Consider the following 22,338-nt stretch of genomic DNA (forward strand, 5'->3'; position numbering starts at 1 on the left):
ACCGTGCCCCGCACCAGCCCCGCGCGCACCCGTCCCGCGCGCACCGCCCTCGCCGTCACCCTGTTGACGGCGACCGCGGTGGTCACGGCGGCCTGCGGTGACACGGGCGGGCTGCGCGGGGCCGGCGCGACGCCGACCGCGACCAGTCCGGCCAAGCTCTGGCCCCGTCTGTCCCCGGCCACCAGCCCCGCCTGGAACTACGACGACGGCGAGTCCGAGCTCGTCCGGGGCATCACCGCGCCGCGCGACGACATCCGCAAGGTCGACCCGATCGCCGTCGTACGCGAGGAGATCCGCCGGCACCCGGACGACTACACGAGCACGAAGGCGCCGTACGCCGGGACGAACCGCCGGCTGGCCGACTGCGCCGAGGGGGCCGGGCACGGGAGCTGTCCCGTTCTCAAGCCGTACTACCGCGACCTGACCGGTGACGGGCGGGACGACCTCACGCTGGGTTTCCGGCTGCTGCCCGGCAATCAGACGGCCGTGCGCGTCTACACCTTCGAGTCGGGCCGGCTGGTCCAGGTCATGTCCAACGACGACGCGGTGAGCGGGGTCGAACTGGCCGGGCGGTCCGTGATCATCCACTCGCCGTCCGACATCGCGGACTACGAGTACCGCTTCCAGTGGACCTGGGACCCGGACCAGCGCGTGATGCTGCTGACCCATGACGAGATGCTCCGCACGGGGGACGGGAAGCACGACCGGCACGTGTCGCCATCCCCCTCGGCATCACGCTCTCCCTCGGCATCACCCTCTCCCTCGACATCACGCTCGGCCTCGGCATCCGCTTCGGTGGGCGCCGGATGAGGTTCGCGCTTCCGCACTGGGCCGGCACCCTCGCGGTCAAGGCCGCCGTCTTCATCACCGTGATGTGCTGCGCGCTCGCCGCGCTGCTCGGCGTCCTCGTGCATGTCTCGGTGACCGACCAGATCGTCGGCCAGGCCCGGGACCTGGCGCTGTCCCGGCTGGGCGATGCCACGGAGTCGTTCGAGGCGGGGGACACGCTGATGCCGGGGGCCGGGGTCGATCCGCCGGGCCTGCCCGCCCGGTTGCGGACGCTGGCGGCGGACGGTGAGCGCGGCACGATGGTCGCCGACCACCGCGGGCGCCCCACGATGTGGGCGGCCGGGCCGGTCAACGGCGGGCGGGCGCTGGCCGTGCGGGTCGACTACGCGCAGGGCCGGCGCACCATCGTCGGGCTCGACCGGGCGATCGTGTGGTCGTCGGCGCTGGCGATCGGGGCGACGTTGCTGGTCGGCGCGTTCGCGGTGACCCGGGTGACGCGGCGGCTGCACGCGACGGCGCAGGTGGCGCGGCGGATCAGTGCGGGTGATCTGGACGCGCGCGTGGACGACTCACGGACCAAGGATCCGACGCGGCCGCAGGACGAGGTGGCCGCGGTGGCCGCTGCGCTCGACTCGATGGCGGCCTCGTTGCAGGGGAAGTTGTTGAGCGAGCAGCGGTTCACGGCGGATGTGGCGCATGAGTTGCGTACTCCGCTGACCGGGTTGCATGCGGCGGCCGAACTGTTGCCGCCGGGGCGGCCGACGGAGTTGGTGCTGGATCGGGTGGCCGCGTTGCGGACGCTGACCGAGGACCTGTTGGAGATCTCGCGGCTGGACACCGGGCGGGAGCTGCTGGAGGTGGACACCGAGGAGTTGGGGGCGTTGGCCGAGCGGGTGGTGCGGGCGTCGGGGACCGATACCGAGGTTGTCGTCGAGCGGGACGCGCGCGTGGAGACGGATCGGCGGCGGCTTGAGCGGGTGCTGGGGAATCTGGTCGCCAACGCGCATCGGCATGGGCGTGCGCCGGTGTCTCTGACGGTTGACGGGGGTGTGGTGGTCGTGCGGGATCACGGGGACGGGTTTCCGGAGTATCTGCTGGTGCACGGGCCACAGCGGTTCCGTACGGAAGGGGGTGCTCGGGGGCATGGGTTGGGGTTGACCATCGCTGTGGGGCAGGCGGAGGTGTTGGGGGCGCGGCTTGAGTTTGCGAACGCGGTCGATGGTGGGGCGGTTGCGACGTTGACGCTCCTCTAGGGGGCGCAGAAAGAGCTCGGGGCCTCAGGTTGTTCGTTGGCCGCGGCTCTGTGGGGCTTGTCGCGCAGTTCCCCGCGCCCCTGACGGGGCGTTGCGGTGGACGGCATTCCTGATTGGCCCAGCGTGGCGGGCGCCCTCGCCACCCTCCTCCTAATGTGGCGATTAGTCCGCTTCACCCCTCTCCACCCCCGTTCATGGAGGTCCCCCATGTCGCTGCGCTCCCTCTCCACCCGTCTCTCCATAGCCGCTGCCGCCGGTGCGCTTCTCGCGTCCGTCGCCGCCACTCCCGCGCTGGCCGACGACGACTGGGACGGCGGCGACGACCCGGGGGTCAGCCGTCATGACGACGGGTGGGACGACCACGGGGACTGGAACGACCACCAGAACAACCCCCGGCTGTACCGAGGTGTCGTGACGGCGAGTGAGCTGCTGCTGCGCAGCGCGCCGAACCGGGGCGGGCAGGTGATCCGGGTGGCCTACCGGGGGCAGCACGTCTCGATCTTCTGCAAGACCCAGGGCCAGAACATCCAGGGCAACCGGAACTGGTACCTCCTCACGGACGGCACCTGGGCCTGGGGCTCCGCGCGGTACATCAAGACGCTCGGACCCTCGCCACGCTGGTGCTGACGCCCTGAGATCACAAGACGCACTATTTGGGTAGGTTCCGGACATGACGAAGGCCGGAATCACCGTGGTGGAGGCGGATGCTCCCGCTCCCGCGGTACGCCTGCCCCGACGCCGTGGCATCGAACTCGCCCTCATCGTCCTGGCCGTACTGCTCTCGGTGTACGGCTACTGCGCTGTCGGCCTCGCCAAGCACGGCACCGTCCCGCCCGGCGCCGCCGGTTACGGCGCCGGGCTCGGCGCGCTCGCGCTGCTCGCCCATCTCGCGGTGCGGGTGCGCGCCCCGTACGCCGATCCGCTGCTGCTGCCGATCGGTGTGCTGCTCAACGGCGTCGGCCTGGTCCTGATCTACCGGCTCGACCTGGAAACTCCGGGCGATCGCGCGGCCCCCACCCAACTCGTCTGGTCCACCCTGGGCGTGACCCTGTTCACCGTCGTCGTGCTGGCCCTGCGCGACCACCGGGTGCTCCAGCGGTACGCGTACGTGTGCGTGGTCGGCGCGCTCGTCCTGCTGCTCCTGCCGATCTTCTTCCCGGCGGTCAACGGCGCCCGCATCTGGATCCGGATCGCCGGATTCTCCATCCAGCCGGGCGAGTTCGCGAAGGTGCTGCTGGCGATCTTCTTCGCCGCGTACCTGGCCGCCAACCGCAACGCCCTCGCCTACGCCGGCCGTCGCGTGGGGTGGCTCCAACTGCCCACGGGGCGCGTGCTCGGCCCGATCGTCGCCGTCTGGCTGCTGAGCGTCGGCGTCCTGGTCCTTGAGCGCGACCTCGGCACCTCGCTGCTGTTCTTCGGCCTGTTCGTCGTCCTCCTCTACGTCGCCACCGGCCGCACCGGCTGGATCGCGGTCGGCCTGCTGCTGGCCTCGCTCGGGGCGGTGGCCGTCGGCTGGCTGGAACCGCACGTGCACAGCAGGGTCGAGGACTGGCTGCACCCGTTCGCGTCGATCGAGGCGGGGCAGGGGCCGAACCAACTCGCGCAGTCGCTCTTCGCGTTCGCGGCCGGCGGGGTCCTCGGCACCGGCCTGGGCCTCGGCCACTCCACCCTCATCGGCTTCGCCGCCAAGTCGGACTTCATCCTGGCGACTGCGGGCGAGGAGCTGGGCCTGGCCGGACTGTCCGCGCTCTTCATCCTGTACGGCCTGCTGGTGGAGCGCGGCTACCGGGCGGGACTCGCCCTGCGCGACCCCTTCGGCCGACTCCTCGCCGTCGGCCTGGCCTCGATCGTCGCGCTCCAGGTGTTCGTGATCGCGGGCGGGGTGACCGGGCTGATCCCCCTCACCGGCATGGCGATGCCCTTCCTCGCCCAGGGCGGCTCCTCGGTGGTCACCAACTGGGCGATCGTGGCGCTGCTGATCCGCATCAGCGATTCGGCGCGCGGCCAGTACGACAGGGAGGTCCGCCCGTGACGCGGTACATCCGGCGCGCGGCGGTCTTCTGCGCCCTGCTGCTCGTGGCGCTCCTGGTCAACGCCACCCGCATCCAGGTCTTCCAGGCCCAGTCCTACGACGACAATCCGGCCAACCGCCGCTCCAGCGTCGCCCGTTGGGGCCAGCCGCGCGGGAACATCCTGGTCGGCGGCGGCAAGGTCACCGGCTCCCGGGACACCGGCGAGCAGCTCCGCTACGAACGGACGTACGCCGACGGGCCGTTGTACGCGCCCGTCACCGGCTTCGCCTCGCAGGTGTATGGGACCGCGTTCCTGGAGCACTCCGAGGACGGGGTGCTGTCCGGCACCGACCCGATGCTCACGCCGTTCCCGCTGTGGAACGACCTCACGCGCGCGCAGAGCCGGGGCGGGAACGTCGTCACGACCCTCGACAAGGCCGCGCAGCAGGCGGCGTACACCGGACTCGGCTCGCGCAAGGGGGCGGTGGCGGCCGTGGAACCGTCGACCGGGAGGATCCTGGCGCTGGTATCGACGCCCTCCTACGACCCGGCCGTGCTGTCGGGCAACGCCTCGGCGACGGAGCGGTCCTGGGCGCGGCTGAACGGCGATCCGGACAAGCCGATGCTCAACCGGGCGATCCGGCAGACGTATCCGCCGGGGTCGACCTTCAAGGTGGTGACCGCGGCGGCCGCGTTGGACGCCGGAGTGATCACGGATGTCGATGCGCCGACCGACTCCCCCGCCCCCTACACCCTCCCCGGCACCACCACCTCCCTCACCAACGAGTCCGAGGGGTGCGAGGACGTCTCGCTGCGGACCGCCTTCGAGTGGTCGTGCAACACGGTGTTCGCGAAGCTGGGCGCGGACGTGGGGGTGACGGACATGGCGGCCACGGCGAAGGGCTTCGGCTTCAACGACACGGGACTGCGCATCCCGTTCTCGGTCGCGCCGAGCACCTTCGACACCTCCGTCGACAAGGCGCAGCTCGCGCTGTCGTCGATCGGGCAGTACAACACGCGGGCCACGCCCTTGCAGATGGCGATGGTCGCGGGGGCGGTGGCCAACGGCGGGCAGGTGCGGACGCCGTATCTGGTGGAGCGGACGACGACGGACGACGGGGACACGGTGTCGTCGGCGGGTTCGCGCCCGGTGCGACAGGCCATGCACCCGGCGACCGCGGTCCGGATGAAGGAGCTGATGGAGGACGTCGTCACAGAGGGCACCGGCACGAACGCCGCCATCCCCGGCGCCACCGTCGGCGGCAAGACCGGCACGGCCCAGCACGGCCTCGGCAACTCCGGTACGCCGTACGCATGGTTCGTCTCCTGGGCGCAGGGCGAGCGGGACATCGAGCCGAAGGTCGCGGTGGCCGTGGTGGTGGAGGACGCGTCGGCGGTCCGCGGGGACATCACCGGGGGCGGGGTGGCGGCGCCGATCGCGCGGGCGGTGATGCAGTCGGTGCTCGCTCCGTGAGATATGGGGTACCGGGGCGGTCCGTCCCTACCTAACGTTCGGTACATGACGTCATCGACGGCAGCAGCCGCGTACCAACTCGCCCAGGTCAACATCGGCCGTCTCAAGGCCCCCTTGGATTCAGCCCAGTTGAAGGACTTCGTCGACAGTCTCGACCCCGTGAACGCCGACGCGGACAGCGCCGACGGCTTCGTCTGGCGCCTGAAGAGCGACTCGGGCAACGCGACCGACGTGCCCGCCTTCGGGGACGAGTGGCTGATCATCAACATGTCGGTGTGGCGGGACGTCGACTCCCTGACCGCGTACATGTACGAGGGCCGCCACCGCGCGATGCTGGCCCGCCGCCGGGAGTGGTTCGAGATGGTGCGGGAGGCCATGGTGACCCTGTGGTGGGTGCCGGCCGGGCGCCGTCCCACGGTCGCGGAGGCGGAGGAGCGCCTGCTGCACCTGCGCGCCAACGGGCCCACGCCGTACGCCTTCACGCTGCGCGCGCCGTTTCCCGCCACAAGTCATGCGCAGGGGATTGACGAGCTTGCTGACAAGCAGTCTCATAAGACACGGAGGATGTGACCCCGGGTAACAAGGTGGGAGAACCATGACGACCCAGACGGAAGCCGCCGCGCTCGACGGCCTGCGTGACGCGCTCGGGCTGCTCAAGGACCGGGAGCAGGTGGCCGAGCGGCTGCTCGACTCCTCCGCCAAGCACTCCTTCGACCCCGACAAGGAGCTCGACTGGGACGCGCCCTTCGAGGACGGCAAGTGGTTCTGGCCGCCGGAGCTGGTGTCGCTGTACGACACGCCCCTGTGGAAGCGGATGGGCGAGGAGCAGCGCATCCTGCTCTCGCAGCACGAGGCCGCCGCGCTCGCCTCGCTCGGCATCTGGTTCGAGCTGATCCTGATGCAGCTGCTGGTGCGGCACGTCTACGACAAGGCGGCCACGAGCGCGCACGTGCGGTACGCGCTGACCGAGATCGAGGACGAGTGCCGGCACTCCAAGATGTTCGCGCGGCTGATCTCGCGGGGCGGCACGCCCTGGTACCCGGTGTCCCGCGTGCACCAGAACATGGGGCGGCTGTTCAAGACCATCTCCACCACGCCGAGTTCCTTCACGGCCACGCTCCTCGGCGAGGAGGTCCTCGACTGGATGCAGCGGCTGACCTTCCCGGACGAGCGGGTGCAGACCCTGGTCCGGGGCGTCACCCGCATCCACGTCGTGGAGGAGGCACGGCACGTCCGGTACGCCCGTGAGGAACTGCGGCGCCAGATGGTGACGGCCCCGAGGTGGTCCCAGGAGTACACCCGGGTCACCTCCGGCGAGTTCGCGCGCATCTTCTCGGTGGCCTTCGTCAACCCCGAGGTCTACACGAACGTCGGCCTGGACAGGCGCGAGGCCCTGGCCCAGGTGAAGGCGAGCGGCCACCGCCGGGAGGTCATGCAGACGGGCGCGAAGCGGCTGACGGACTTCCTGGACGACATCGGGGTGCTGCGGGGTGCCGGCCGGCGGCTGTGGAAGGCGTCCGGATTGCTGGCGTAGGAGGGCGTAGGAGGTGGCCAGGGGTGCGGTTACGCTGCGAGTCATGACCCCCTCGGCCGCTACCCCCGCCTACCGTCGCCTCAGTGTCGAGGAGCGTCGCAGTCAGCTCCTCGACGCCGCGCTGACCCTCTTCGCGCACCGCGTCCCCGAGGACGTGTCCCTCGACGACGTGGCGGAAGCGGCCGGAGTCTCCCGTCCCCTGGTCTACCGGTACTTCCCTGGCGGCAAACAGCAGCTGTACGAGGCCGCCCTCAGGACCGCCGCCGACGAACTCCGGCAGTGCTTCGACGAGCCCCGCGACGGCGCCTTGCTGCCCCGCCTGGCCCGTGCCCTGGACCGCTATCTCGCCTTCGTCGACCAGCACGACGCCGGTTTCAGCGCGCTGCTCCAGGGCGGCAGCGTGGTCGAGACGTCCCGCACGACCGCCATCGTGGACGGCGTACGCCGGGCCGCCGCCGAGCACATCCTCAGCCATCTGGGCGTCGCGGATCCCGGCCTGCGGCTGCGGATGACCGTACGGATGTGGATCACCGCGGTCGAGGCGGCCTCCCTGATCTGGCTGGACGAGGGCAAGCAGCCGCCGGTGGAGGAGTTGCGGGACTGGCTGGTGGAACAGTTCGCGGCCGTCCTGTCGGTGACCGCGAACCGGGACCCGCAGACCGCGGCCCTGGTCGAGGCGCTGGCCGGGGATGTCTGACACTGGTGCCGTGAAGAGCGAACACACCCCCTTCGAAGGCGGCCCGATGGACGGCCGGGTGCTGCCGGTCCTGGTGGGCGCCACCGGGCACCCGCCGAAGACGTACCGCATCCCGGTCCCGGACGCGGCCGGCGGTCCGCCCACGGTGCACGTCTACCGCCGCGTGCCGCGCGGCTTCAGCAAGCGGCTCGGTCTGCAGAAGGGCTGGAAGTACGAGTACGACCCCGAGGGCAGGCCGACCGACAAGCTCAAGTGGCCCTGGTCCAAGCCGGACGTCAGGCCCGACGCCACGCCGGGCGGCAAGCCGGACGACACCGACGGGTGACGAGGTTGGGCCAAGCCGCCCACATCCGGCGCGCGCGGCCCGCGTCGACGTCTGAAGCTCACGGTGCGGGGCAGAGGGGCTGCCCGCACCGGAGGTGATGACGTGTCAGGAAGGCTTCTGCGTCTGGCGTGTACGGCGGCGGTGGCGGCCGGCACCGTCCTGGCGCCGCTGCCCGCGGCGGCCGTGCCCGAGCCGGACGCCGGCGAGCGGCCCGTCTCCCAGCTGCTGACGGACCTTCAGAAGCTGTACCGGGAGGCCGAACAGGCCACCGAGACGTACAACGCCACCGAGGAGAAGCTGCGGAAGCAGCACGCGGAGGCCGACCGCCTCGACCGCGAACTCGCCCGCACCCGCCTCTCGCTGCACGACAGCCGGCGCGCGGCCGGCCGCCTGGCCCGGCAGCAGTACCAGAACAGCACCGACATCTCCCCGTACGTCCGCCTGCTGCTGGCCCGCAACCCCCAACAGGCCCTCGACGAGGGCCATGTCATCGGGCAGGTCTCCCGGGAACGCGCCGAGACCCTCGGCCGCCTCACCGGCACCGAGAAGAAGGCCGACGGACTGGCCCGCAAGGCCCGCAAGGCCCTCGACGACCGGCTCTCCCTCGCCGTACGCCAGAAGAAGGACCGGGACGACGTACAGCGGCGCCTCAAGGACGTCCAGGAACTCCTCGTCTCCCTCTCCCCCGAACAGCTCGCCGAAATGGCCGAGTTGGAGGAGAAGGACGTCGACAAGGCGCAGCGGAAACTCATGACGTCCGGCGCGTTGAGCGACGAACGCGAGCCGTCACGCGAGGGCGACCGGGCCGTGCGGTACGCCGTGCAGCAGATCGGCAAGCCGTACGAGTGGGGCGCGGAGGGCCCCAAGACGTACGACTGCTCGGGCCTGACCTCCCAGGCCTGGGGCCACGCGGGCGCCCCGATCCCCCGGACGAGCCAGGAGCAGTGGGCGCAATTGCCGAGGATCCCCCTGACCGAACTCCGCCCGGGCGACCTGGTGATCTACTTCCCCGAGGCCACCCACGTGGCGATGTACCTGGGCGAGGGCCTGATGATCCAGGCCCCGAGAACGGGCGAGAAGATCAAGGTCTCCCCGGTGGCGTCTTTCCCGATCCTGGGAGCCGTACGTCCGGACGGGGTTCAGGCCGCGCCGGTGACGGAGGCGAGGTAGGCCCCCGTCTTCTCCGGCTCATAGAAGAAGTTCTCGAAGTCGGCCGGGTCGTTGAACCCGTTGGCGAACCGATCGGCGACCGGCTGCAACTGCCCAGCCGCTCCGATGAGGTTGAGGATGTGCTCGGGCGGCGGCGCCAGCATCGCGTTCGTCCACTTGGTGACGTGCTGCGCGGTCTCCCAGTAGCGCTCGAACGTGGCCCGCATCCACGCCTCGTCGAATTCCTTCTCACCCTGATCGAGGATCGACGCGAGATACGAAGCCGCGCACTTGGACGCGGAGTTGGAGCCCTGACCGGTGATCGGGTCGTTCGCCACGACGACGTCGGCGACGCCGAGCACCAGGCCGCCGCCGGGGAGCCGGCCCACGGGGTTGCGGACCGTCGGCGCGTAGCGACCCGCCAACGTGCCACCGGCATCCGTGAGTTCGACCTTCGTGGCCCGCGCGTACTCCCACGGCGTGAACTTCTCCATGAGTTCCAGGGTCAGGGAGAGGTGCTCGGCCGGGTCCTTGACGCCGTTGAAGACGTCGAGCGGGCCGCCGGGTATGCCCTCCCAGAAGAGGATGTCCGCGCGGCCGGAGGTGGTGAGCGTCGGCATGACGAACAACTCGCCGACGCCCGGGACCAGGTTGCAGCGGACCGCGTCGTGGTCGGGGTGCTCGGGACGCGGGCCGAGCCCGTGGACGTAGGAGACGGCCAGGGCCCGCTGCGGCTCGCTGTACGGCGAACGGGACGCGTCCCGGCCGAACATGGAGACCAGCTCGCCCTTGCCCGCCGACACCATCACCAGGTCGTACGTACGGGAGAAGTAGTCGAGGTCGGAGACCGCCGCACCGTGGATGACCAGTTGGCCGCCGCGCTGGGCGAACGTCTCCATCCAGCCGGCCATCTTCACGCGCTGGTCGACCGACTGCGCGTACCCGTCGAGCTTGCCCACCCAGTCGATGACCCGCTGGGTCGGACCGGGGTCGTGCGAGCCGGGGGCCGCGACCGAGACGCCGAGTCCTTCGATCTTCGGGGCCTGGGACTCCCAGAAGTTCAGCTGGAGATCGCGCTCGTGCTGCAGTGCCGTATGGAACATGCACTGCGTCGACATGACCCGGCCGGAGCGGATCTCGTCCGCCGTCCGGTTCGACATCAGGGTGACCTCGTACCCGTGCGACTGCAGTCCGAGGGCGAGTTGGAGGCCGGACTGGCCGGCTCCCACGACGAGTATCTTCCGCATGCGGGTGGTGTCTCCTAAAGGGCGGTCACTCGGGGGTGACGTCCAGTGCGTGGCCGACGAGGGACAGGAGGGTCTCGATCGCCGAGATCCGCCGGCGCGCATCCATGATCATTACAGGTATGTGCGCGGGGATCGTCAACGCCTCCCGCACGTCCTCGGGTTCGAACCGCTCGCTGCCGTCGAAGTGGTTGACCGCGACGACGTACGGCAGCCCGCAGCTCTCGAAGTAGTCCAGCGCGGGGAAGCAGTCCTTCAGGCGCCGGGTGTCGGCCAGCACGACCGCGCCGATCGCGCCGCGCACCAGGTCGTCCCACATGAACCAGAACCGCTGCTGGCCCGGCGTGCCGAACAGGTAGAGCACCAGGTCGTCGTCGAGCGTGAGGCGGCCGAAGTCCATGGCCACGGTGGTGGTCGACTTGCGGGGCGTGTCGGTGAGATCGTCGGTCTCCTCGCTCGCCTCGGTCATCAGCGCCTCGGTCTGCAGGGGCGTGATCTCCGAGACGGCGGTGACCAGCGTCGTCTTGCCGACGCCGAAGCCGCCCGCCACCACGATCTTCGTGGCCACGGGAGCACGGGTGCGGTCGGTCTGCCAGGACCGCGGGTGCTCCTCCTCATCGGGGAGCGGGGTGACGCCGAAGGAGGCGGCGGCGTCAGAGACGACGGAGTCCACTCAGCACCCTTTCCAGCAGAGCGCGGTCGGGACGGCCCGTACCGTGACCGGTACCGGTGCCGTACACACGGATCTTTCCCTGGTCCGCGAGATCGCTGAGCAGCACGCGGACCACACCGAGCGGCATCTTCAGCAGCGCGGCGATCTCGGCCACCGTGCGCATCCGGCGGCACAGTTCGACGATGGCCCGCATCTCCGGCATGACCCGGGTGTTGAGGGAGCCGTTCGTCAACTCCTTGCGCTCCTCGGACGCTTCGAGCGCCGCGACGAACGTCTCCACGAGGAGCACGTGACCGAAACGGGTACGGCCGCCGGTGAGCGAGTAGGGGCGAACGCGGGCGGGTTTGCGGTCGCCGCCGCGCACCGGAAGCCTGTTGGGCGTACTGCTCATCGGGCGCTCCCCGTCGACTCGGCTTCGAGGGATTTCCGTAGCTCGCTGCGGAGTTCGGGGGTCAGCGCGTGGCCGGCCCGGCCGACGAAGAGCGCCATGTGGTACGCCACGACGCTCATGTCGCAGTCCGCGGAACCGTGTACGCCGAGCAGCGAGCCGTCGCTGATCGACATCACGAAGAGACTGCCCTCGTCCATCGCGACCATCGTGTGCTTCACCGGGCCGGAGTCCATCAGCCGCGCGGCGCCGATGGTGAGGCTGCCGATGCCGGAGACGATGGTGGCGAGGTCGGCGGAGGAGCCGCGGGGGCCCTTGCGCTTGGTCTCTAGGGCCTCCCTGGCCTCCGCGTTCCTCCCCGGATCGGAGGAGAGGAGCAGCAGGCCGTCGGAGGAGACCACCGCGACCGACTGGATGCCGGGGACCTCTTCGACCAGGTTGGTCAGTAGCCAGTGCAGGTTGCGGGCTTCACTGCTCAGTCCGAAGGTACTGGGCGCGGTCAACTGCTTGCCTCCTCGACTGTGCCCCCCGTGGCTTCTTCGGATGTGGGTGATCCTGAGGCCGGTTGCTGGGTCTGGCCTGTCTGTTCGGCGATCTCCGCCTGTACGTCCCGGTGGCCGGCCTGGGCGCCCTGGCGGAAGCCGCCGAGTCTCCTGCGGAGGGCTTCCGCGTCGACGCCGGTGTTTCGCTGGCGCGGGGTCTGGGTGGGAACGGTGATTTTGGGGGTGCGCTTCGGTAGGCCCTTGGCTGTGACGGGGTCTTCGTCGTCCGGGCCGGGGCCGTCGGGTGTGCGGGTGTGGTCCGCCTCGGCTTCGCCTTCGGCGGGATTGTTCCCACCCGCACCACCCGTGCGGCTTTCGTTGTCGGGTGCGGGTGGCCCCTGTGGGGCGGATTCGCCGTCGGCGGCCGACGGGTAGGCGGGGGCCGCGCCGGACGAAGGGTGCGCGGGAGCCGCGGCGGACAATGAGTTCGCGGGGGCCCCGGCGGACGACGGACTCGCGAGAGCCGCGGCGGACGACGGACTCGCGGGGGCCGCGGCGGCCGACGGGCTCGCGGGGGCCGCGGCGGCCGACGGGTCCGTGGGGGCCGCGGCGGCCGACGGGTCCGTGGGGGCCGCGGCGGCCGACGGGTCCGTGGGGGCCGCGGCAGTCGACGGGCTCGCGGGGGCCGCGGGGGATTCCGGTGTCGGTGTCGGGACCAGGAGTTCCATCGTCATTTCCGAGGGGCTCTCGGCCCTCGGCCCCGGCTCCGTCGTCGGTTGCGGCTCCGTGTCCGTCTCCGCGTGCTCCATCGCCTTCTCCGCCAGTGCGACCAAGAGGTCGCCCGGCTTGGGGCGGGCGTGGAGGACGTTGGAGTTGGCCTCGGCGTCGGCGCCCGGGAGGGAGAAGGTGTGGGTGCCGCCCGGGACCGGGGACGAGGAGGAAGAGGCGGTCGCGGGGACCGCCGCCGTGGGCGCCGAGGCCAGGAGCGGGCTCGGAACCACCACCACCGCCGCCACACCGCCCTGCTTCTGCTCGCGCAGTTGGACTCGGGTGCCGTGGCGGTGGGCCAGGCGGGCCACTACGTAGAGGCCCAAGCCCAGGCCGTCCTCGCCCTCCTGGTCGTACGGGGAGCCCGGGTCGAACTCGGCCAGGCGGGTGTTGAGGCGGGTCATGCGGTCGGCGGCCATGCCGATGCCCTCGTCCTGGACGGAGAGCATGACCTCGCCGCTCTCCAGGAGCCAGCCGGAGACCTCGACGGGGCGGTCGGGCGGGGAGAACGAGGTGGCGTTCTCCATCAGTTCGGCCAGCAGGTGGGAGAGGTCGTCCGCGGCGAAGCCGGCCACGTGCGCGTGCGGCGGCAGGGCGGCGATGCGGACGCGCTCGTAGCGCTCGATCTCGCTGACCGCGGCGCGTACGACGTCCACGAGCGGGACCGGGACCGCGCTCTGCTGGACGTGTTCGGTGCCGGCGAGGACCAGGAGGTTCTCGCTGTGGCGGCGCATGACCGTGGCGAAGTGGTCCAGCTTGAAGAGGGTGGAGAGGCGGTCGGGATCCTGCTCGCGCTCCTCCAGGCTCTCGATCACGGTGAGTTGACGTTCCACCAGGCCGAGGGTGCGCAGCGCGAGGTTGACGAAGGTGCCGCCGATGCTGGCCCGCAGGCGCTCCAACTGGGCGGCGGAGTCGGCGACTTCGGTGCGCAGCTCCTCGCGGGCGTCGGCCATCCGCTGGCGCTGGCCGACCAGGTGCTTGCGGTCGGACTCCAGGGTGGTGACGCGCTCGTGGTGGGCGACGGCGTGCGCGTGCAGGGCGTTGACGGAGCGGACGACCTGGGCGAACTCGTCGTTGCGGCCGGTGAAGGTGACCGGTTCCTCGGCCGCCGGGTTCTCCGCCTGGGCGAGGCGGGCCGAGCCGCGGCGGAGCACCGAGAGCGGGCGGGTGAGGGTGCGGGCCATGGCGGTGGCGATGCCGATGGTGAGCAGGACCAGTGCGCCGAGGGCGGCGATCCGGATCTCCAGCGCGGTGACGTCGTCGTCGCGCAGCTGGGCGAGTTCCTTGCTGCGGCGCTCGTAGAGGGCGGACTCGGCGCCGCGCATCAGGTCGACGCGGGCGGAGAGCGCGGCGTCGGTCTTCTTCACGCTCGTGGAGAGTTCGGCGTCGGTGAGCGTGGGCTGGTCGGTGAGGGAGGCGAGGTACTTCTCGGCGGAGTTGACCTCGGCGCCGGTGACCGTGGAGTCGTAGGACTCGCGGGCGGTCTTGGGCGCGGTGTCGCGGAAGTCGGCGAGGGCCGAGTCGGAGCGCAGCCGGGCCTGTTGGGCGGCGGCGGACAGGGCGTCGCGCGTCTTGGCGTCGGCGGCCGAGGAGGTGGTGGTCGTGGTCGGCAGGCCGGTGACGGGGCTGATGACGCTCTGCGTGCTGCGCGGCACGTTCAGCGCGGCGAGCAGGAGTCCGCGGGCGGCGGCGGCCTGCTGGACGGCGGAGTCCAGCTCGGCGAGGGCGTACCCGCCGGAGCTCGCGCGGGTCGGCATCCGCTCGGCCAACTCCTCGGCCAGCCGGTGCAGTTCGGTGATCGCGGCGGAGTAGGCGTTGTGCGCCTCCAGGGCGCTGCTCTGCCCGGTGAGCGCGGCGCGGCGCAGGGTCGCGATGCCGTCGAGGTCGCTGCGGAGGTCGGCGGGCAGGTCGGTGTCGGCGCGCAGGTCCTCGACCTGGCGGTCGACGCGGCTGCCGCTGTCCTCGGAGGGGGCCTTGGACTTGGGCCGCCCGGCGGCGACGTACGAGGTCACCTCGTCGCGCTCGTCGGCGAGCGAGTGGGCCAGCGCGAGCGCGTCCTGGGTCTGCTCGGCGAACGTCACCAGGTCCTGGGAGTCGCTCAGTTGCCCGGAGGCGGCGACGACGGAGGGCGCTCCGGCCCCGGCGACGGCGGCGGCCACGACAGCCACGGCGACGATCAGCCGGTTGCGTACGTGGGTGGGGCGGCCGTTGCCGGTGACGGCCTGGGGCGCGTGTTCCGTGCTCCCTGTGGAGGCCGCCTGCTTGCCTGTGCGACGAGGCCGCGTCTTCTGCACCGGTGCTCGCATTCCTGACTCGTGATACCCAAGGGCCGGGTGACGTCCCGTCACTTCCCGCCGACTGTGCGTACACCCTCCCCCATGCTCCCGGCATAGCGAGCGCAGGGGGTGCCCCCACCGGTCCCCGACCCTCCCAGTGCCGGTGGGCGGTGGCCGCGCATCACCGGACCCGCCACCCGAAGGAGTGAACATCGGAGGGGAGTTGGCGGGCAAGTTCCTCCGGCACCTCGGACGGCCGCCTCCGGCGGGCCGGTTGGACGTCTGCGGCGGGCGGTGGCACTATGTGCCGCCACGCGTTCCGGGAGCCTCGGATTCCACCTCAAATCTGGCGCCTGACCTGCGCGGGTGTGTCAACTCGGCCCCCTGTGCCAGCCTTTGGTGAAGCCTGTGAAGACGTCGTGCAGACTGGCCGGATGCGTACGGAACTTGTATCGGAACCCGGCGATCAGGCCCGCCCCAACGAGGACTTCGCGAGCGTCACGCTGCCCGCTTCCGGCCAGGGCGGCGCACTCGTCGTCCTGGACGGGGTGACCCCGCCCAAGGACGGCACGGGGTGTCTGCATTCCGTCCCCTGGTTCACGGCCCGGCTGGGCGGCGCGCTGACCGAACTGACCGTTTCCCGCCCGGATGTTCCGCTCACCGAGGCCCTGTCCCGCGCGATCACCCGCACGGCGGCGGCCCACGCGGACACCTGTGACCTTTCTCACCCACGCACCCCACAGGCCACAGTGGTCGTCGCCCGCTGGTCGGCGGAGTCGGTCGAGTACCTGGTCCTGTCGGACTCGGCCCTCCTGGTCGAGTCCCCGACGGGCTCGGTCACCCCGCTCCTCGACGACCGCATCGCCCGTCTCCCCCGCTCCGCCCTGGCCACGGACGCCCTCGTGGACTCCGCGGTCCGCAACAAGGAGGGCGGCTTCTTCACCGCGGCCACGGATCCCTCGGTGGCGGAGCGCGCGGTGACGGGCGTACTGCCCCGCGCGGAGGTCCGCACCCTGTGCGCCCTGACCGACGGGGCGACCCGCTGGGTGGAGAAGTTCCACGAGGGCGACTGGGAGGACTGCTTCAGGTTCGTGCGCAAGGAGGGCTCGGCGGCGCTGGTCGCCCGGGTGCGGGAGCTGGAGGTCGCGGACACCGAGCGGGTGTTCCTGCGGCGGAGCAAACCGCATGACGACGCGACGGTGGTGTTCGCGGAGCTGTGAGGGCGGCGCGCGGGCCGGGGTGGTTCATGGGGGCGGCGGACCCCGAGCCACCGGACCGGCTCGCTCCGCCTGCCTACTTCCCCATGCCCCGGTTCAACTGCGCCAGCAGCCGCGCCAGTTCCGAGACCTCCCGGCGGTCCCAGTGGGCGAGCTGGCTGACGTACCGGGCGCGGCGGGCGTCGCGGACCTTGGCGACTCGGCCGCGGCCCTCCTCGGTGAGGTGGACCAGCCAGGCGCGGCCGTCGGCGGGGTCGGGTTCGCGGGCGATGAGGCCGAGTTCCTCCAGGGCGCGCAGCTGGCGGGACATGGTGGCCTTGCCGACGCCGATGTAGGCCGCCAGCTCGGTCGCCCGCTGCCGGCCGTGCTCGTCGAGGCGTACGAGGAGGCCGTACGCGGCGGTCTCCAGGTCGGGGTGGACCTCGCGGGCCATCTCGCCCTGGCTGGCGCGGGCGCGCCGGAGCAGGACCGTCAGTTCGCGCTCCAGGGACAGGTACTCCTGGTCCGCACCGCTCGGCGCGGGAAGGTGCCCCTGATCCGCGCCGGTCGACGCGGAAAGGGATCCCTTGTCCGCAACGCTCGGCGCCGCCTGCGCTTCCGCGCGGCGTTCGTCACCGTCTCCGCCTTCGTACACGTCAGCCCCTGCCTCGTTTTCCCTGTTCTCCGGTTCGACGGTTTCCCGGCCCTGAAAGTTTCCGCCGAACGCCGTCGTCGCCGCAGCTCGGCAAGTATTTCGCAGGGCTAGACCAACGGCAGCCTCTGGCCCCTCTTCCCACCCGCTCGTCCACCTGCGTAGCGTCTCTACCAGACCTTTACTGGCATGCCCACGCCAGCGAAGGCCGCTCCCCCCACCGAGCCTTCGGAGGCACGCCATGCCCGTGCACAGACCCGGATCGGTCCGCCCCCGGCACCTCTTCCTCGCCGGACTCCTGCTCGCCGCCCTCACTCTCGTCCTCGCCGTCCCGGCCTCCGCCGCCGACACGCCCGCCCGGGGCTCCGCCCGTATGGGCATCGGCGTCCTCGCCCACGACGGCAGCGCCGGTACGCCCGTCCCCGGCGACGCCACCCAGACCGAGGGCGTCGACGTCTCCGGCTACCAGGGCAACGTCGCCTGGTCGACCCTGTGGAGCAGCGGGGTCAGGTGGGCCTACAGCAAGGCGACGGAGGGCACGTACTACACCAACCCGTACTTCGCCCAGCAGTACAACGGCTCCTACAACGTCGGCATGATCCGCGGCGCGTACCACTTCGCCACCCCCGACACCACCAGCGGCGCCACCCAGGCCAACTACTTCGCCGACCACGGCGGCGCCTGGTCCCGGGACGGCAAGACCCTCCCCGGCGTCCTCGACATCGAGTGGAACCCCTACGGCGCGGCCTGCTACGGCAAGTCGACCAGCGCGATGGTCAGTTGGATCGCCGACTTCCTGAACACCTACAAGGCCCGCACGGGCCGCGACGCCGTCATCTACACGGCGACCAGCTGGTGGACCCAGTGCACCGGCAACTACGCCGGTTTCGCGACCGCCAACCCGCTGTGGATCGCGCGGTACGCCACGGACCCGGGGACGCTGCCGGCCGGGTGGAGCTTCTACACGATGTGGCAGTACACCTCGTCCGGACCGATCGTCGGCGACCACGACAAGTTCAACGGGGCGCTGGACCGGGTGGTGGCGCTCGCCAACGGCTGACGTACACAGGACACAGGACACAGGCCACAGGACACAGAACGCAGGGCACGAAGAAGGGCGTAGGAAAAAGGCCCAAGCCTCCCTCACGGGACTTGGGCCTTCCCCTATCCGATGGCGTCCGTCACGCCGCCACCGGAACCTCCGACTCCGTCTCCGCGCCGTTGGTGGCCGGCGACAGGGCCAGTTCCAGGACCTGGCGGACGTCGGTCACGGCGTGGACGTCGAGCTTGTCCAGGACCTCCGCGGGGACGTCGTCCAGGTCGGGTTCGTTGCGCTTGGGGATGATGACGGTGGTGACGCCCGCCCGGTGCGCGGCCAGCAGCTTCTGCTTGACACCGCCGATCGGGAGCACCCGGCCGGTCAGCGAGACCTCGCCCGTCATGGCCACGTCCGTGCGGACAAGGCGTCCGGACAGGAGCGACGCCAGTGCCGTCGTCATGGTGACGCCGGCGCTCGGGCCGTCCTTGGGGACCGCGCCCGCCGGGAAGTGGATGTGGACGCCGCGGTCCTTCAGGTCCGCGACCGGCAGTTCCAGTTCGGCTCCGTGCGAGCGCAGGAAGGACAGGGCGATCTGCGCCGACTCCTTCATCACGTCGCCCAGCTGACCGGTGAGGGTCAGACCCGCCGCGCCCGTCTCCGGGTCGGCGAGGGACGCCTCGACGAACAGGACGTCTCCGCCGGCTCCGGTGACCGCGAGACCGGTGGCGACACCCGGGACCGCCGTACGGCGCTCGGCCGGGTCCTGCGCCGACTCCGGGACGTGGTGCGGGCGGCCGATCAGGGCGCGCAGGTCCTCGTCCGTGACGGTGAACGGCAGCTTCCGCTCGCCGAGTTCGTGCTGCGCCGCGACCTTGCGGAGCAGCCGTGCGATGGAGCGCTCCAGGGTGCGGACGCCCGCCTCGCGCGTGTACTCGCCGGAGAGCTTGCGCAGGGCGCTCTCGTCGATGACCACCTCGTCGGTGTTCAGACCGGCCCGCTCCAGCTGGCGCGGGAGCAGGTGGTCGCGGGCGATGACGACCTTCTCGTCCTCGGTGTAGCCGTCCAGGCGGACCAGTTCCATCCGGTCCAGGAGGGCCTCCGGGATGGCTTCGAGCACGTTGGCCGTCGCCAGGAAGACCACGTCACTCAGGTCGAGCTCGACCTCCAGGTAGTGGTCGCGGAAGGTGTGGTTCTGCGCCGGGTCCAAGACCTCCAGGAGGGCCGCCGCCGGGTCGCCGCGGAAGTCCGAGCCGACCTTGTCGATCTCGTCCAGCAGGACGACCGGGTTCATCGAACCGGCCTCCTTGATCGCACGGACGATCCGGCCGGGCAGCGCGCCGACGTACGTACGCCGGTGACCGCGGACCTCCGCCTCGTCGCGGACGCCGCCGAGGGCGACGCGGACGAACTTGCGGCCCATGGCGTGCGCGACGGACTCACCGAGCGAGGTCTTGCCGACGCCGGGCGGGCCGACGAGGGCCAGGACGGCACCGCCGCGCCGGCCGCCGATGACGCCCAGGCCGCGGTCGGTACGGCGCTTGCGCACCGCCAGGTACTCGGTGATCCGCTCCTTCACGTCCTCCAGGCCGGAGTGCTCGGCGTCCAGGACGGCCTTGGCGCCCTTGATGTCGTACACGTCCTCGGTGCGGGAGTTCCACGGGAGTTCGAGGACCGTGTCCAGCCAGGTGCGGATCCAGGAGCCCTCGGGCGACTGGTCGCTGGACCGCTCCAGCTTCTCGACCTCCTTGAGCGCGGCCTCACGGACCTTCTCGGGCAGGTCGGCGGCCTCCACGCGGGTGCGGTAGTCGTCGGACTCCTCACCCTCCTGCTCACCGTTCAGATCGCGCAGCTCCTTGCGGACCGCCTCCAGCTGGCGGCGGAGCAGGAACTCGCGCTGCTGCTTGTCGACGCCCTCCTGGACGTCCTTCGCGATCGTCTCGGCCACGTCCTGCTCGGCGAGGTGGTCGCGCAGCTGCTGGGTGGCGAGCTTGAGACGGGCGATCGGGTCGCTGGTCTCCAGCAGCTCGATCTTCTGGTCGGTGGTGAGGAACGGCGAGTAACCGGAGTTGTCGGCGAGCTGGCCCACGTCGTCGATGGCCTGCACGCGGTCCACGACCTGCCAGGCGGCGCGCTTGCGCAGCCAGGCGGTGGCGAGGGCCTTGTACTCCTTGACAAGTTCGGTGATGTGGCCCGGCAGCGGCTCGGGCACGGTCTCCTCGATCCGGGTGCCCTCGACCCACAGGGCGGCACCCGGTCCGGTGGTGCCGGCGCCGATCCGTACCCGGTCGCGAGCGCGGATCAGGGCACCCGGGTCGCCGTCGGCCAGCCGGCCGACCTGCTCCACGGTGCCGAGCACGCCGGTGCTCGGGTAGGTGCCGTCGATACGCGGGACCAGCAGGACCCGCGGCTTGCCCGGCTCGTTCCGGGCGGCGGCCTGCGCGGCCTCCACGGCGGCGCGTACATCGGTGTCGTTCAGGTCCAGCGGAACCACCATGCCGGGCAGCACGACCTCGCCGTCGAGCGGCAGCACGGGCAGGGTGAGCGGTGTGGACGTCGAAGCCATGATCTCCCCTTCGGCATTCAAGTTGAGCTATGCCGACTCAATGCGTGGCGCTTCGCGGATGTTCCCGGGTCGGCGTTCGCTGTGAGCAAACGGGCGTTGAGCTGGGCGTTTCTGGGAGCTGCCGCCCCCAGGCCCCCGCTTCGGCCCTGAAGGGGTCTTGTCCTCAAACGCCGGACGGGCTGGATTTGTGCCGCCTGCATGGAAGGGGTGTCGCCGACGCCTGGGCTCGTAATAGTCTGTGCCTACTAGCAAGCCTTACCGGAGGGTGATCGTGAACGACCTCGTACGCGCCTGGGTGGACGGATGGGTTCTGTCTCGGGGGGCCGCGGTGCCCGTCGAGGAGCCGTGGGGATGGAGTGTCGACGTGGGGCAGGTCGAGCAGGTGTCGCGGAGGGTTCTGGGGGATACCGGCGACAACATCGAGGAGGCCGTCGTACGGAAGGTGGCGGACTCCGTGACGGGATACGGCGTCTGGCTGAAGGTGTTCGCGGATCCTGCGTTGGTACGGGGATGGCTGGGGCCGGGGTGGTGGATCGACCCGGAGGCCGGGTTCCTCATGTCGGTACCGCTGACCCGGGACGCACCGCCGGCCGCGCCGGACGGTTACCGGCTGCGCGCCTGGACCCGCGGGCCCGTCACCCAGGCACTGGTCACGGCACCGGACGGCGCCCTCGCGGCGCGCGGGCAGGTCGGTGTCAGCGGGGCGACGGCCGTCGTGGACCGGGTGGAGACCGCCCCGGCCCACCGCCGCAAGGGCCTGGGGGGCCTCGTAGTACGCACCCTTCAGGCGACGGCGGCCGAACAAGGCGCCCAGACCGGCGTCCTCGCGGGCACCCCCGACGGACGAGCACTGTACGAATCCCTCGGCTGGACCACCGCCGCACTCCTGACAAGCGCCAAGTTCACGGCTTAAGGGGCGCGGGGAACTGCGCGATCAGCCACGACGCGCCGGCAGCCGCCCGACCACAGATCGCGGCAGCCCGGTGGAGCGCTCAGTAACCCGCCACCCGCGAACGACCGGCCACATCGCCACCCCTATGGCGAGCGAGAACACGTGCCCCCAGTTCGTCAGCGGATCCGTGAACGCGATCAGGTCCTCGATCAGCATTCCGCCGAACAGCACCAGCAACGGCCACCGCACCCACGGCGTCACCAGGCCGGCCAACGCCCCGACACACGCGGCGACGCCGAAGCTGATGCCGTAGTCCATCCGATGCAGCGAACTGTCGGGAAGGTGCCCGACCAGCACCGCGACCCCCACGGGAACCTCCGTCGCGAGGGTCGCCAGGACGTGCCCGAGCAGGAAGACGACCGCCGTACGCGCCCCGCCTATCCGCCGCTCCAGCGCGGTCAGCACGAGCAGGAAGAGGACGGCGTACGGCGTGGTGATCCCGCCCGCGATCCACAGCGCGCTGGTGAGCAGCACCAGCATCGGCGTCCGCACGAGGTGCGCCACGTCGGTGCTGGTGCCCTGGTGGAGGGCGTGCACGAGGGAGGGCGCGGCGTCGGCGACGAGCAGCGAGGTGAGGGCGAGGACGGCCGCGTAGCCGAAGGTGAACGGTGTGCCGGTGGGGGTGGGGAGCAGGCGCCGGACGCGGGGGATGCGGAGGGCCTTCGGCCGGGGAACGGATTCCGGTGCCGTTTCGACCGTCGCCGCGCCACAGCGCCCGCGCTGACGGGGCATGCCGTCCAGCAGGCCGGAGGCATCCGGAAGGGGCGGGGCAGAGGGCTTCGCGTCGGCCGGTGCGGCGGGTTCCACGGTGAGGCGCTCCTTCCGTTTCACCCCAGCCTTCGACGCCCCGGGGGCCGCTGTCTATGACCGCC

Annotated in this window: 21 protein-coding genes; 13 read left to right on the forward strand and 8 right to left on the reverse strand. The window is 71.3% G+C overall.

The window, feature by feature from the left end; genetic code table 11:
* Positions 1-3: 3 nt before the first annotated feature.
* The 10 genes from M2283_RS36100 (at position 4) to M2283_RS36145 (ending at position 9,254) form a co-directional block, all read left to right on the forward strand.
* Positions 4-810, forward strand: coding sequence for a hypothetical protein (locus M2283_RS36100; protein ID WP_280880704.1), 807 nt, complete (start codon positions 4-6; stop codon positions 808-810).
* On the forward strand, positions 807-2,042 hold the full coding sequence (locus tag M2283_RS36105; RefSeq protein WP_280880705.1) for an ATP-binding protein: 1,236 nt from the start codon (positions 807-809) through the stop codon (positions 2,040-2,042). Before M2283_RS36100 ends, M2283_RS36105 begins: the two co-directional genes overlap by 4 nt.
* A 207-nt stretch (positions 2,043-2,249) precedes the next feature.
* Entirely contained in the window at positions 2,250-2,669 is a 420-nt protein-coding gene (locus tag M2283_RS36110; protein ID WP_280880706.1) for an SH3 domain-containing protein, read from the forward strand.
* Positions 2,670-2,712: 43 nt separating this feature from the next.
* The gene (locus M2283_RS36115; RefSeq protein ID WP_280880707.1) at positions 2,713-4,074 is read left to right on the forward strand and encodes an FtsW/RodA/SpoVE family cell cycle protein; all 1,362 of its coding nucleotides are present in this window, start codon (positions 2,713-2,715) and stop codon (positions 4,072-4,074) included.
* Entirely contained in the window at positions 4,071-5,528 is a 1,458-nt protein-coding gene (locus tag M2283_RS36120; protein WP_280880708.1) for a peptidoglycan D,D-transpeptidase FtsI family protein, read from the forward strand. The genes M2283_RS36115 and M2283_RS36120 overlap by 4 nt, the downstream gene beginning before the upstream one ends.
* Positions 5,529-5,573: 45 nt before the next feature.
* Positions 5,574-6,098, forward strand: a complete 525-nt coding sequence (locus M2283_RS36125) for a DUF3291 domain-containing protein (RefSeq protein WP_280880709.1) — start codon at positions 5,574-5,576, stop codon at positions 6,096-6,098.
* 25 nt (positions 6,099-6,123) lie between these two features.
* Complete coding sequence (locus M2283_RS36130) at positions 6,124-7,062, forward strand: AurF N-oxygenase family protein (protein WP_280880710.1); 939 nt, start codon at positions 6,124-6,126, stop codon at positions 7,060-7,062.
* Positions 7,063-7,105: 43 nt separating this feature from the next.
* Positions 7,106-7,759 (forward strand): TetR/AcrR family transcriptional regulator, encoded by a 654-nt coding sequence (locus tag M2283_RS36135; RefSeq protein ID WP_280880711.1) that lies wholly within the window; start codon positions 7,106-7,108, stop codon positions 7,757-7,759.
* Positions 7,752-8,084, forward strand: a complete 333-nt coding sequence (locus tag M2283_RS36140) for a hypothetical protein (protein ID WP_280880712.1) — start codon at positions 7,752-7,754, stop codon at positions 8,082-8,084. Before M2283_RS36135 ends, M2283_RS36140 begins: the two co-directional genes overlap by 8 nt.
* Positions 8,085-8,186: 102 nt before the next feature.
* Positions 8,187-9,254 carry a C40 family peptidase gene (locus M2283_RS36145; RefSeq protein WP_280880713.1) on the forward strand — a complete coding sequence of 356 codons (1,068 nt, stop codon included), beginning with the start codon at positions 8,187-8,189 and terminating at the stop codon, positions 9,252-9,254.
* Here M2283_RS36145 and M2283_RS36150 read toward each other — a convergent pair.
* Genes M2283_RS36150 through M2283_RS36170 form a run of 5 tightly spaced genes read right to left on the reverse strand, consistent with a single transcriptional unit; the run spans position 9,224 to position 15,082 of the window.
* Complete coding sequence (locus M2283_RS36150) at positions 9,224-10,480, reverse strand: styrene monooxygenase/indole monooxygenase family protein (RefSeq protein WP_280880714.1); 1,257 nt, start codon at positions 10,478-10,480, stop codon at positions 9,224-9,226. The two genes, M2283_RS36145 and M2283_RS36150, sit on opposite strands and share 31 nt — an antisense overlap.
* Before the next feature lie 25 nt (positions 10,481-10,505).
* Entirely contained in the window at positions 10,506-11,150 is a 645-nt protein-coding gene (locus tag M2283_RS36155) for a GTP-binding protein (RefSeq protein WP_280880715.1), read from the reverse strand.
* Positions 11,131-11,541, reverse strand: coding sequence for a DUF742 domain-containing protein (locus M2283_RS36160; protein WP_280880716.1), 411 nt, complete (start codon positions 11,539-11,541; stop codon positions 11,131-11,133). The genes M2283_RS36155 and M2283_RS36160 overlap by 20 nt, the downstream gene beginning before the upstream one ends.
* Positions 11,538-12,041, reverse strand: a complete 504-nt coding sequence (locus tag M2283_RS36165) for a roadblock/LC7 domain-containing protein (protein ID WP_280880717.1) — start codon at positions 12,039-12,041, stop codon at positions 11,538-11,540. Before M2283_RS36165 ends, M2283_RS36160 begins: the two co-directional genes overlap by 4 nt.
* The gene (locus M2283_RS36170; RefSeq protein WP_280880718.1) at positions 12,038-15,082 is read right to left on the reverse strand and encodes a sensor histidine kinase; all 3,045 of its coding nucleotides are present in this window, start codon (positions 15,080-15,082) and stop codon (positions 12,038-12,040) included. The genes M2283_RS36165 and M2283_RS36170 overlap by 4 nt, the downstream gene beginning before the upstream one ends.
* 416 nt (positions 15,083-15,498) lie before the next feature.
* Between M2283_RS36170 and M2283_RS36175 the strand changes: the two genes are divergently transcribed.
* Positions 15,499-16,284 (forward strand): protein phosphatase 2C domain-containing protein, encoded by a 786-nt coding sequence (locus M2283_RS36175; protein WP_280880719.1) that lies wholly within the window; start codon positions 15,499-15,501, stop codon positions 16,282-16,284.
* A 73-nt stretch (positions 16,285-16,357) separates the two neighbouring features.
* Here M2283_RS36175 and M2283_RS36180 read toward each other — a convergent pair whose 3' ends face one another.
* The gene (locus M2283_RS36180; RefSeq protein WP_280880833.1) at positions 16,358-16,774 is read right to left on the reverse strand and encodes a MarR family winged helix-turn-helix transcriptional regulator; all 417 of its coding nucleotides are present in this window, start codon (positions 16,772-16,774) and stop codon (positions 16,358-16,360) included.
* Positions 16,775-17,153: 379 nt separating this feature from the next.
* Between M2283_RS36180 and M2283_RS36185 the strand changes: the two genes are divergently transcribed.
* Positions 17,154-17,972 (forward strand): lysozyme, encoded by an 819-nt coding sequence (locus M2283_RS36185; RefSeq protein WP_280880720.1) that lies wholly within the window; start codon positions 17,154-17,156, stop codon positions 17,970-17,972.
* A gap of 121 nt (positions 17,973-18,093) precedes the next feature.
* Here M2283_RS36185 and lon read toward each other — a convergent pair whose 3' ends face one another.
* Entirely contained in the window at positions 18,094-20,514 is a 2,421-nt protein-coding gene (lon, locus tag M2283_RS36190) for an endopeptidase La (RefSeq protein ID WP_280880721.1), read from the reverse strand.
* 271 nt (positions 20,515-20,785) lie between these two features.
* On the opposite strand from lon, the gene M2283_RS36195 reads away from it, so the two are divergent.
* A complete protein-coding gene (locus M2283_RS36195; RefSeq protein ID WP_280880722.1) occupies positions 20,786-21,427 on the forward strand; it encodes a GNAT family N-acetyltransferase in 642 nt (213 codons plus the stop codon).
* A 21-nt stretch (positions 21,428-21,448) separates the two neighbouring features.
* Here the strand turns inward: M2283_RS36195 and M2283_RS36200 are convergent, their stop codons facing one another.
* Entirely contained in the window at positions 21,449-22,273 is an 825-nt protein-coding gene (locus M2283_RS36200; protein ID WP_280880723.1) for a rhomboid-like protein, read from the reverse strand.
* Between the last annotated feature and the right edge of the window lie 65 nt (positions 22,274-22,338).

It is taken from the genome of Streptomyces pseudovenezuelae (genome assembly GCF_029892565.1).
Classification (GTDB): Bacteria; Actinomycetota; Actinomycetes; order Streptomycetales; family Streptomycetaceae; genus Streptomyces; species Streptomyces pseudovenezuelae_A.